Annotated in this window: 12 protein-coding genes; 6 read left to right on the top strand and 6 right to left on the bottom strand. The window is 35.8% G+C overall.

Annotated elements, in window-relative coordinates; all coding sequences use genetic code 11:
• Window positions 1–14: 14 nt before the first annotated feature.
• On the bottom strand, window positions 15–1061 hold the full coding sequence (hemE, locus tag QNJ52_RS08840) for a uroporphyrinogen decarboxylase (RefSeq protein ID WP_283722346.1): 1047 nt from the start codon (window positions 1059–1061) through the stop codon (window positions 15–17).
• A gap of 134 nt (window positions 1062–1195) precedes the next feature.
• Between hemE and QNJ52_RS08835 the strand changes: the two genes are divergently transcribed.
• Window positions 1196–1690: a hypothetical protein gene (locus QNJ52_RS08835; RefSeq protein WP_283722344.1), complete on the top strand. Its 495-nt coding sequence runs from the start codon at window positions 1196–1198 to the stop codon at window positions 1688–1690.
• A gap of 59 nt (window positions 1691–1749) precedes the next feature.
• Here QNJ52_RS08835 and QNJ52_RS08830 read toward each other — a convergent pair whose 3' ends face one another.
• Window positions 1750–2961 carry an ABC transporter permease gene (locus QNJ52_RS08830; RefSeq protein WP_283722342.1) on the bottom strand — a complete coding sequence of 404 codons (1212 nt, stop codon included), beginning with the start codon at window positions 2959–2961 and terminating at the stop codon, window positions 1750–1752.
• Window positions 2954–3688, bottom strand: a complete 735-nt coding sequence (locus tag QNJ52_RS08825) for an ABC transporter ATP-binding protein (RefSeq protein ID WP_283722341.1) — start codon at window positions 3686–3688, stop codon at window positions 2954–2956. The genes QNJ52_RS08830 and QNJ52_RS08825 overlap by 8 nt, the downstream gene beginning before the upstream one ends.
• Before the next feature lie 132 nt (window positions 3689–3820).
• On the opposite strand from QNJ52_RS08825, the gene QNJ52_RS08820 reads away from it, so the two are divergent.
• From QNJ52_RS08820 to QNJ52_RS08800, 5 genes are all read left to right on the top strand, one after another.
• Window positions 3821–4237 (top strand): HIT family protein, encoded by a 417-nt coding sequence (locus QNJ52_RS08820; protein ID WP_283722340.1) that lies wholly within the window; start codon window positions 3821–3823, stop codon window positions 4235–4237.
• Window positions 4238–4298: 61 nt separating this feature from the next.
• Window positions 4299–4655, top strand: a complete 357-nt coding sequence (locus tag QNJ52_RS08815) for a YtxH domain-containing protein (RefSeq protein WP_219492918.1) — start codon at window positions 4299–4301, stop codon at window positions 4653–4655.
• A gap of 173 nt (window positions 4656–4828) precedes the next feature.
• Window positions 4829–5380, top strand: a complete 552-nt coding sequence (locus QNJ52_RS08810; RefSeq protein ID WP_241427454.1) for an HTH-type transcriptional regulator Hpr — start codon at window positions 4829–4831, stop codon at window positions 5378–5380.
• Between the two features lie 34 nt (window positions 5381–5414).
• Window positions 5415–5990: a DUF3267 domain-containing protein gene (locus QNJ52_RS08805; RefSeq protein ID WP_219492921.1), complete on the top strand. Its 576-nt coding sequence runs from the start codon at window positions 5415–5417 to the stop codon at window positions 5988–5990.
• An 81-nt stretch (window positions 5991–6071) separates the two neighbouring features.
• Window positions 6072–6983, top strand: a complete 912-nt coding sequence (locus QNJ52_RS08800) for a peptidylprolyl isomerase (protein ID WP_283722339.1) — start codon at window positions 6072–6074, stop codon at window positions 6981–6983.
• A gap of 35 nt (window positions 6984–7018) precedes the next feature.
• Here the strand turns inward: QNJ52_RS08800 and yhaM are convergent, their stop codons facing one another.
• The 3 genes from yhaM to QNJ52_RS08785 are packed head-to-tail and all read right to left on the bottom strand — an operon-like array spanning window position 7019 to window position 12056.
• Window positions 7019–7960 carry a 3'-5' exoribonuclease YhaM gene (gene yhaM / locus QNJ52_RS08795; protein WP_219492925.1) on the bottom strand — a complete coding sequence of 314 codons (942 nt, stop codon included), beginning with the start codon at window positions 7958–7960 and terminating at the stop codon, window positions 7019–7021.
• Window positions 7961–10882 carry an ATP-binding protein gene (locus tag QNJ52_RS08790; protein ID WP_283722338.1) on the bottom strand — a complete coding sequence of 974 codons (2922 nt, stop codon included), beginning with the start codon at window positions 10880–10882 and terminating at the stop codon, window positions 7961–7963. It lies immediately after the preceding gene.
• The gene (locus tag QNJ52_RS08785; protein WP_283722337.1) at window positions 10872–12056 is read right to left on the bottom strand and encodes a metallophosphoesterase family protein; all 1185 of its coding nucleotides are present in this window, start codon (window positions 12054–12056) and stop codon (window positions 10872–10874) included. The genes QNJ52_RS08790 and QNJ52_RS08785 overlap by 11 nt, the downstream gene beginning before the upstream one ends.
• Between the last annotated feature and the right edge of the window lie 150 nt (window positions 12057–12206).

Genomic DNA, 12206 nt, shown 5'->3' with positions numbered 1-12206 from the left:
AAGTCAATTCCCCTTTATGATTTTGATTTATAAGCGCGTGAATAATCATGTACAAACGCACTTACACGTCTTAACGTATCTGGTTGTACTTCTGGAAATACGCCGTGACCTAAGTTAAAGATGTAGCTATCTGATTGTAGTCCTTGATCTAGAATACGCTTAAGATGAGACTCAATTACTTCCCATGGCGCCATAAGGATCGCGGGATCTAAGTTACCTTGAAGTGTCTTTGTAATACCTAACTGACGTGCCTCTTCAATCTGTAATCTCCAGTCGAGCCCTAATACATCTACAGGTAATGCGTTCCACTCTTGGATTAAGTGACTTGCACCAACTCCGAACGTTGTGACCGGTACACCTTTCGCTTTAATTTCTTTAAATATGCGTTCCATGTGTGGTGCAATAAATGTATGATAATCCGCACGATTTAATGCACCTACCCATGAATCAAATACTTGGATCATCTTACATCCTGCATCAATTTGTGCATGTGTATATGTAATACACATATCTGCGAGTTTCTCCATCAGTAAATGCCATGCTTCAGGTGCTTCATACATCATTGCCTTCGTCTTATTATAGTTTTTAGAAGGGCCACCTTCAATCATATAGCTCGCTAATGTAAACGGTGCGCCTGTAAAACCGATCAAAGGAACATTTAGCTGTTCAGTCGTTAATAATTTAATCGTATCAAGAATGTAAGGCACATCCTGTTCTGGATGTATTTCACCTAACTTTTCTACATCCTTCTTTGAACGGATTGGGTTATCGATAACAGGACCGATACCCGATTTGATTTCAACATCCACACCAATAGCACCAAGCGGACTCATTATATCCTTATATAAAATTGCAGCATCTGTATTATATTGATCAACCGGAAGTTTTGTTACATAAGCACACAGCTCCGGATCGTGCGTAATTTCAAATAAGCTATGCGTCTCTTTAATCTTTCGGTATTCCGGCTGACTACGCCCGGCCTGACGCATAAACCATACCGGTGTATGCTCCGTCTTCTCTCCACGTGCAGTTCTTAAGATAGTGTCATTAAATTGATTCAAGCGTATTTCCCCCTACTATTAATATATACTCGATTTTATCATACAAACAGATTAGAATAACTATTATTAAACAATGTCATAAAACTGACATATATCCTTTAAAATCGGGTAGTGTATATAAAGGAGGAATTGTGATGAAAACGTATATTACGTATGGAACAGAATATTTTCTTAAACAAATTGTTAATAACAATAAAACACGTGATATCTTTACTTTTGTTGCAGAAGATAACACGTATTTATATGAAGAAACAGATCAAGAAACGTTATTCAGTGCACCACAGACATTCGATGTTATTCGTCAAGATGCAGTGTTGCTTGAGCTGCCGATGTTAATGATATACTTTGTTGTCAGTAACGCAAGACAAGACGTATTCGATACTCATGAACTACCTCTTGAAGACTTATACCGATATGAAGGCTATCATGCTTTGCGATTACTTAAACCCGTACGTGGTGAAACTTACGCTTACGTGCTGCAATTTGATTCAAAAGCACATATGACAGACTTTAAGAAAAGTAGTTTCTTCCGTAAATATTTAAGCGAAGAAGCATTAAAACAATATCAGTCTGCGGACTTTATCAATAATATTTATTATACGAAGCATCTGTTTCCGCTTGAAGACTAGAATATCAATAAAACCATCCTTTCCAGAACGTTGGAGAGGATGGTTTTTATATGGATATATCAGTCCCTTAAGAGATTCATACGCTTCTCAATCTTCGCTGAAACACTATTCAATGCAAAGAACATCATCACATAAAGGATGATAGCGAAATAAAAGTGTGCTGGATAGATAAGGATATAACAAACAGCAATCACTGTCGTCGTTACAATCGAAAGTTTACGCATAAACTTTCTAAATCCTTGAAGAACGAGCGCTTCAGGTGTCGGCCATACTTTCGGCCACAGACTGAACGCCTGCATCTTATAGAACTGTGAAGCTTGCATAATAATCGCATAGCTAAAGAATAAACCGATGATAAGCCCTACTATATATTGGTGCACGAGCCACATAAGAACGCAGCCGACAACAATCAGACGCACTACAATCCACATACTATCATTACTTCTCACAAAATTTCTGACGAATAAATATTCAAACATATGCTCTTCTGTATAGTGAGACTTTCTCGGAAGCAGTGCATCAAAGTATCGTCTGCGTACTGCTTTATCCTTCATCCCTTTTACATCTGTAAACATATTGATCAGCTTATTCTGTGCTTGATACAGCTGATGCTCATAATCTATATACTGTCCAAAGTTGAGAAGACGGTGTGCTGCATTCTTATTAAATAGATAGATTAACCCTAACGTAAACATAATAATAGAAATAATCGTAACCGGTAATCCTTCCAGTGCAGTATAGATGCCAGACAGCGCCATTAAAAAGATGAGGAAGCTGATATAGCCATTCATAATGCCTAGCTTCATCATCAAATGGCGCATAATAAGTCCGCTATAGATCATCCACACCCCCAGAACAATCGCGCATACATACCCTGTCACCGATGCTGTTCTTTCCATATATAATGGTGCTAACAGGCCACCCATTACGATAAATAATAGTGTGCGCAATATACCGCTCCTAATAATGGCCTGTTTAAAGTAAGGGTCCATATCGCGTTCGAAATTGAGCAGAAATATGCTATCTGCAGATTTCATAAAAGTTCTGAGCGGGGTAACTGTAAACGCTGCAAGTATTACAGCGATGATCAGATTATAGTTGACATTCTCTGGCAGATTCTTGAGCAGCTGAGAATATTGCAGCATCAATGCACCAAATGCAATCGTCAAGAAAACAATAAAATGGCCATTAAAGATAAATTTACTATAATAAGCGACCTCTTTGTCGTTTCTTGCCTTCCTGTCATAAAATAATTGGCGTGCCTTATTCATGTGCGTCACCTGTCACATGAATATAGATGTCATCCAGTGATGCATGCGGCATATCAAACTGACCTTGCAGATTATTAAGGGTCCCATAAGCAATAAGTCTGCCGTGATGCATCAGTAAGAAGCGGTCACAATATTTCTCAGCTGTTGCAAGAATATGTGTACTCATCAATACAGTCCGATTGTTCTGACGTGCTTCAACCATAAGTTCCAGCATCGTTTGAATACCGAGTGGATCGAGGCCGAGAAATGGCTCATCGATAATATATAGTTCAGGCTGAACGATAAATGCACATATGATCATCACTTTCTGCTTCATTCCTTTAGAGAAATGTGCTGGAAAAGCTTTCAATTTATCTTCTAATCTAAAGACTTTCAATAATGGTCGTGCGCGTTCCATCGCTTCATCCAGTGGGATATGATAAGCCATTGCAGTCATATCTATATGCTCTGCTAATGTCAGTTCCTCGTATAAGACAGGAGATTCTGGAATATAAGAAAGCTTATTTCTATATTCATAAGGATGTTCTGCTAACGATACACCATCAATTTGTAGTGTTCCTGAGATGGGTCTCAGTAACCCAAGCATATGTTTGATTGTCGTACTCTTACCCGCTCCGTTAAGTCCGATAAGTCCGATGATCTCACCATTTTGAAGTTCAAAATCGATATCATGTATGACAGGCTGATTGCCATAGCCGCCTGTCAAGTTCGTCACTTTCACTGTCACGTTCATTCTCCATTCTACAAACTATTTTCATCATTGTATCAAATGTATGATTGTTGCTACAATTATAACGTATGTTGTGAATATTTTAATAAAATCTTATATAATAGAGAAAATTGCATAGGAGGCCATACAATGTCAGAAACAGTATTCAGTAAAATATTAAAAGGTGAGATTCCATCATACAAAGTCTACGAGGATGAATATACGTATGCATTCCTCGATATTTCGCAAGTATCTAAAGGACACACGCTTGTTATCCCTAAAAATGCTGCACCAGATATACTTTCAATTGCACCTTCAGACTTACAGCATGTCATCACATCAGTACAGAAGGTTGCCAAGGCCGTCGATAAAGCATTCCAGCCAGACGGAATCAATGTCATCCAGAATAATAGAGCTTATGCAGATCAATCTGTATTTCATCTGCACTTCCATGTCATCCCACGTTATAAAGATGATATAGATGGCTTCGGTTACGTTTGGGAGACGCATCCAGATGCACTTGATATGGAATCATTAAAAACCGATATTCAAGATGCAATCGAATAACTTTCCCTACATAATATTTATTAATATGGGTATACTATAAAAAAGACAGGAGGCTATAATTATGAAATTATCTAGAATTGTACTTGGTTTCGGTGTCGGCATCGTTGCTGGAGGTGCCACTGCGATACTGAACGCACCAAAGTCAGGGAAAGAACTTCAGCAAGGATTCAAATCCACTGCTTATAATACGAAAGCGCAAGTCAACCAACTGAAGGCTGAAACGAATGAAGTGAAGGATTCAATCTTAAACACGAAAAATACTTCTCAAGAGGCAATGTCTACCATGGTTGATGAGATTAAAACGATGATCAGCAACTACAAAGCAGATATCTCGCCGAATATCGATAACATTAAGAATAATGTAGAAAACCTGAACAATCGAAAGAACGAAATTACGCAGGAACTCTCTGAAAAATAATATATTAAAAATTCAGAATAAATATTCATAAAGTTTTTGTACTATGCTAAAATAATATTATTAATCACTAGAGTATGATGTTACCATCATACTTTTTTTATATTACTATTAGTATATTGTTAAATGATAATTATTATGTAAAATGCATGAATATTCTGGAAGGTGGAACCGACATGAAACGTGAACGCGAAAAAGAAATTATCGATAAAATGTTATTTACGCACAAAGTGTCTCAATTAAGTAAAGCACTTTGGAAAACAGTAGAAAAAGACTGGCAGAACTGGATTAAACCATACGATTTAAATATCAATGAACATCACATTCTAGTCATTATAAGGAACTTGGAGAAGGCAACAATCTCAGAAGTAAGCCAGTACGGTGTGATGCACGTATCTACAGTGTTCAACTTTGCAAAGAATCTAGAGAAGCGCGGCTATTTGACGATGCCAAAGAGTAAATTTGATAAACGTAATACATATCTTGAACTTACTGAAAAAGGAAAAGAAGTGCTCTATGAAACATACAAAGGATACAAAGAGTCTGATGACCGTATTTATGATGCTGCGAGCAACTACCAGGAATTAATGTTTGATCTTCCGCCATTTACTGAACTGAAATTTATCGTTGCACAAATCTATGGAGCAGACTTCATTACGCACCTTGAAAAGAGTCACGACGACCTATTAAAAATATTACTTGACGAAAACAATAAAGATAATGCATAATTGCTAGGTAAATTAACCGAGTAAGGAGATTGCCATGTATTTATGTAACAAAAATTTTAATATCAGATCGACATACGGAATCCAGAGAATCATGCTCATTTCAGCATTACTTGGAATTATCGTTTACATTGTCAGCTTTGAAATTTTCTCCTCTTTATTCGGAAAAAAATTCTCAGATGACAATTTTTTATTATTCTTGATCAGTCTGATTTGTCTCTACCCTATTCATAAATTATTGCATATGTTGCCATTTATACATGATACGAAATCATTAATCATACAGAAAACAACGAAATCCAGATTCTTTCCACTTATTAATACACGAGTGAATCATCCGGTTCATAAACTACATTTTGCAATTGCATTAGTCTGCCCAGTTGTCATCATTACAGTGGCAACACTTATATGCGCAGTTACACACCCTATGTTCGCCCATTACTTCTTATTTATATTCGCGGTGAATATCGGATTATCATTTATAGATTTTGTATATTTACGTTATATGTTCAACACTCCGCAGTGTTCCTATGTTGAAGAACGTAAATACGGCTTTGAAGTCCTGAGCAAACACGATCTACCAGCAGACTTTTATCATTCAGATGTAAGATAAATGTATTCTAAATCATTTTATGTTAGAATTTATCATTAGTTAGAACATTTACTAAACAGTGCACTTAAAAGGAGTAGTATTATGACAAACTTAAAGAAAATTATGATGCCAGCAGCACTTTCTGTATCAATCTTAGGATTAACGGCATGTGGAAATGGTGGCGGAGAAACACTTGTTTCATCTAAAGCTGGTGACATAAAACAATCAGACATCATGAAAGAGATCGGTAATGAACAAATCGCTAAAACGTCATTCCAATTAATTTTCAATGACGTTCTTAAAGAGAAATATGGTAAGAAAATCGATGAAGATAAAATCAATAAAGAAACAGACAAAGAAATTAAGAAATATGGCGATGAGAAAACATTCGAACAAATTCTGCAGCAGCAAAGTTCTGGAATGACAGTTGAACAGTATAAGAAAAAGCGCGTTACTGATGAATATCAGAAGCAGTTTCTAAATGACACAATCAAAATTTCAGATAAAGATATTAAAGATAACGCTAAGAAAGCTTCACATATATTAGTTGCAGTGAAATCTGAGTCTAATAAAGATGGATTAAGCGATAAAGAAGCGAAAGCGAAAGCTGAAGATATCTTAAAACAAGTTAAAGCTAATAAAGATGATTTCAAGAAAATTGCTAAAAAAGAGTCAGATGATACACAATCGGCGAAAAATAATGGTGAGCTCGGCTACGTAGTTAAAGGTCAAACTGTTGAAGCATTCGAAAAAGCATTATTCAAACTAAAGCCGGGTGAAAATTCAGATATCGTAAAAACTGAATTTGGTTACCATATCATTATGGCTGAAGACGATAAAGACCTCGCCAAAGAAAAAGACAAACTCGCTCAGACGATTCGTCAGAACAAGTTACAAGATAATCCGAAACTATACGTACAAGCAGTACAAAAATTATTCAAGGAATATGATGTAGACTTTAAAGATAAAGACATCAAAAAGTATGTTGATGATCAAATCTTAAAAGTAAAATAAAAAAGGAAATGAAGCCTTTGCTTCATTTCCTTTTTTTAGTCCAGAGAAATCGGCTTATAAAACTGACGATTTTCTAACGCAAAAATACGCTCTGTATATTGTCCTTTCTCTACTTTCTTCATATGCTTATCAAACATCTGCATACGTGCATCAATATTATCAATAAAGTGAAGCATCTCTGCTTCTTTTAACATCGGTAATTTCGGTGATCCATACTCATACTTTCCATGATGACTTAATATCATATGGCGCAGTAACATTACTTCTTCCCCTTCAATATTATGTTCACGTGCAATACTCGCAACTTCATCGCTCATAATCGAAATATGACCGAGTAAGTTTCCTTCTACTGTATACGTTGTTGCAACAGGTCCGGATAATTCTTTAACCTTCCCCATATCATGTGCAATGATACCTGCGTAGAGCAGACTTCGATTTAATGTCGGATAGATATCACATAATGCTTTCGCTTGTTTCAACATCGTTAATACATGGAATAATAATCCCGAGACGAAGTTATGATGGTTGCTGCTGGCAGCAGGGTATACCATAAATTGATGTGCATATTTCTTAAGTAACAGACGAATAATACGCTGTAAATTTGCATTTTCAATTTCGATGACATAATCCATCAGCTGCTCCATCATATCATCTTCATTCACCGGTGCACTTTCTAAGAAATTTTCTAGTTTCACACCGTCTTCTGGTGTAACAAGTCTGAATTGATTTACTTTCATCTGTTTACGACCGCGGTAATCAATCACATCACCTTTAACACGAATTAATTGTTCAGGTTGTAACAATTTTATATCTTCTTCAGAGACCGTCCATACTTTTGCTTCGATTTCTCCACTTTTATCTTTAAGATAAAGTGTTAAATATGGCTTACCTTGTCCTGTTACCCCTTGAATTGATTTATGAATTAAAAAGTAATGATCCACTTGAGATCCGGGTTTTAATGTTTCTATCGTTCTCACTTATTTAACCTCCTTCTTATTGCGTTCCAGTACAATTGTCTGCTTACTGTTAATTGTAGAAGAACGGTTGCAAGTGTAATAGATAATTTGATTATGCTGTTGTTTAAGCATATATTCAAGTATACGCTCACGCCTGTTTTTGTCAAAGTGAACAAACGCATCATCGACAATGATCGGGAATGGGTAATATCTTCTTAATGAATGAATTAAACTCAGTCTTAATGCAATATATAATAATTCTTTCGTTGATTGTGACAATTCTGTCGGATGATATACTTGTCCATCCGCAGCTACAGTTGTCAGATGTTCATCATAAACAATCTTCGTGTAACGTCCTTCAGTTAGATAGTTAAAGATTTCTGTCGCATCATCAATAACGAATGGCATTCGTTCTTCACGTACCTCTTTAATATGTGCCTGAATTAAAGTATCGATATAATTTACAGATAAAAATGTTTCCACAAGTTTGTTAAATTGATTTTTCTTTATTTCATATTCAAACTTCAGTCTTGATAACGTATCATCGTCACATATTTGATGCATAGCATGTTCTAGTTCTCTTAACTGTTGCTGCACATTACTGCGTTCATCAACCAACGATTTAATATGTACATTAATATCTATCAACTGCTCATTCAGTATGGCTTCTGGCACTTCAGCAAGATGCGTATTATCCTCGTACGTGAATGCTTGATTTCTAAGCAGTTCACTTAACACATTAAAACGCTCTAAGTTTGTGTTATAACTCGCATATTCAGCCTCTTTAGCATAATAACTTGAAGTATCCTCCACCCCTGCTTCTTCAAACAAAGCATGCTGCTCATCAATATTCTGCTGCAACGATGCATTAATAATTTTGATTTCTTTCTTTAATAAATCTCGTTGATTTGCATTTTTACTGTACTGGAATTTCTCTTTCTCATCGGTCGTTAACATATTCTTTAAATCATGGAATATAGATGATGCCTCTGTTTTCACAGGTAATTTCGGAATAAGCGTTAATATGCTCTGATCGAATGTAGCAAGACGCTCTTTCATTTCCTCGATTTTAGCATTACACTTTAAGATTTCATCATGGATGCGCACTAATTTATGTATCGTACGATATGCAGAAGCTAATCGGTTATTCGGATAATTACTCTCTATTTTAAGCGCTGTTTTGTATTGCTTGAGCAATTGGTGTGTCGCTTCAATTTCTTTATGTGAAATGTCTAAATGTTGCTTTAAAGCTTCTTTTTGAGATTGCTCACGATTTAACTGAGTGATAACATTTGATAATTTATGGCGTAATAACTTTTGTTCATTCAAATCAAACGACAAATCAAAGTCATGTTCAAGTTTATAAATATTACCCTCTAATTGTTTTACTCCATCCGCTAATTCATCATTAAATCGTACATCCGGCTTCTTATTTAAAATAAGCATCAGTAGTACAATGATGCATACGAATGAGAATATACTACCTGAAATCCATAGCGCATTCATAAAACTATAGACAAGTGCTACAAGACTAATGACTACCGTTATCGCATAGATTGTCTGCTGCAGCTTATGTTTCTTGAGTTCACGCGCTTCATAAGCAGTTGCTTCTTCACTCAATTTATGAAAGAGCTTTGATTTACTTTCAAGTTCCTTGCGCTGTTCTTGAAGTTCCTGTGCTTTATTAAAACGTTCGTCATGCACTTTTTCTTTATTCAATACTTTAGATTCATCAGATAATCTATCTACGTTTAGTGTTACAAATTGCAGCTCTCTGTTAATTTGTGTACGTTCGAGTTCTTGTTTCTCAAGCTCGTTGAGTGCTTCAGTGATATCAGATTGAACTTTCTGATTCAGTTCAACGGTTTCAAACTTCTGCCATCCGATATCCTGCATTAAAGTATTCATTTCAGTCGTCAGTGCATCGCGTTGCTGTGTTACACTTCGAACATCACCATGCAGCTGTTTAATCGGATGTTCTCTTTTGATAATGTCTCTTGAGGCTTCAATTAAGTGGTCAGGCAATAGTTGAATATTATCCATCTCTGATGTTATCTGGCTTAACTTCTCTTCACGTAGTTCAAGATCTTTACTTAATTTCTGGACCTGATGCTTCAACGCCTCAAATCGATTAATCCCTTGCTCAGGAAATTGCGGCGGCTCTATGTTTAATTGTAGTTCTAATGCTTTCCATTCCTGTGCTTGACTCTGATATTTAATTTCTCTTTCTTTATGTCCTTTAACTTCTTCAAGTTCTTTAATCTGTAATTCAATATGTTCAACTCTTCTTGAATCCTTCTGATACGTATCATATATTTGTGCATAATGTGCTTTTACATCATCCTGCGCTCTTATATCCGCTTCTAGCTGCTGCAATTCTCTTGCTTTCTCAAAAATGATACCAGTATCTTCATCTGTATTAAATAAACGTACCTGCTCCTCATTTATCGTCCTTTGTAAATCTGTAAATTCCGTCGAACCGAATGAGCCTGCCTGAAGTAAGTAAGCTTCAAGCTTTTCTTGTGTCAGTTTACGATGTACTTCCTGCAAACCGAGTACATCAAATGAAAATATTGATTTATATGTATCTTTTTTCATATAATTCATCAACTGGTTGAGCCATTCAATCGATTTCTCTACACCCTCGTGAATGACTTTTACTTTTTCTTTACCATGAACAAATACACGTTCAATCATAATCGTTGTACCATCTATATGTTCGAGTTCTATATTACCGCCATATTGTGGTGCGAATCTCGGTTCTAGACGCGGTTCGTACTCACCATCTTTCGGAAAACCGAAGAGTAACGCATGAATAAACGCCTGCATTGTAGATTTACCTGCTTCATTTTCTCCAAATATCTGAACGAAATCGTGATTAAACTGAAACTTGCGATGTTCCAATCTTCCATATCCGTATATTTCTAAAGATTTAATCTTCATGGCGGTCACCTTTCATCAACATTTTGAGATGCGCTTCTCCATAATCTATCAACCGCTCTGTATTAACTTCATCAAAAGAGATAAACTTCTGGATATAGGATTGTTGTACAGGTTCTTTCGCTGTTGTTAAATAAGACAAATCATGAAGGACATCACTGAACTCATCTTTTAATGTATGCGGTGCGTACTTTTCATTTGTGTAAATATCATCGATCCATACAAACTGTTCTTCTGCCATTTCGCCAATTTGGATCTGGTCCTTTATTTGCGATAACATTTGCTGATCTATTAAAGTCTCACCATCATTTTGTAGTGTTAATCGATAAAGTTGTCTACCGTTTGGGCGCACGGATTGTTTAAATGCTTCGATATCCTGATAGATTGCGTGACGCTCAATACTCTTTAAGTTTAATACTGTCTCGTGGAATGTAATCATATTTACTGGCACAAAGGTCGCATTCAGCTGACTGCTGTCCCCTTCAACATACATATATCCACTATCTCCGCCTTCCATAAAGCTTGTTGCCTGAAGCGTACCGGGGTAATGCATATGTGGCAGTTCGTTTAAGGTCATATGCCTATTAAAACCGCCAAGTGCCCAGTAATGATATAATTTACGGTTTAATTCCTCGATATGAAATTCTGTATGTGTGTCTTCCCCTTTTAACTTATGATGTAAACCATTCAGTATGCCAATATGAATAGTCTGATTAACTTCATTTACAGGATACTGATCAAGCTTGTACTCATAGTGAGAATGTTCTTTATAACTGAACCCATGAAAGAACACACTTGATTTGTTTTTCGTAACAAGTTCATAAGTCTGAACTTCATCAGAGAAAACAATTACATTATCAGGAAACTTATAAAATGATTGTATGGACATATTGTCCTCTATACCGTGTATATAATAAACGTAAATATTCTCTTCCTTTAATCTTGCGAATTGCTTTGCTACGTAGTCATCTGCCTTAATGTTGCGATTTTTACTTGAAAATAAATTTCCACTTATAATAATAAAGTCCACTTGTTTTTCAATCGCATCATCGACAACGCGTTTTAAACTTTGAAAGCTTGAATTACGAATCGACTTCATTATATATTCAGGAACATCTCCAACTAACTGAAACGGTTCATCTAATCGTATGTCTGAGCAATGTATAAATTTGATCATCATAACCCTCACTTTAATTGATACTCTAATTTTACAACAAAATCGTATATATATGTAATGAAACTACAAAATCATCTATATTTATAATCTTTATTCATAAAAAAACTCATCTGTAAGATATGCATTATCGCCATATCTTACGGATGAGTT

This window comes from Macrococcus sp. S115 (assembly GCF_030067655.1).
Lineage (GTDB): Bacteria > Bacillota > Bacilli > Staphylococcales > Staphylococcaceae > Macrococcoides > Macrococcoides psychrotolerans.
The sequence above is the reverse complement of the archived record's forward strand: the minus strand, read 5'-3'. Positions and strand labels throughout refer to the sequence as shown.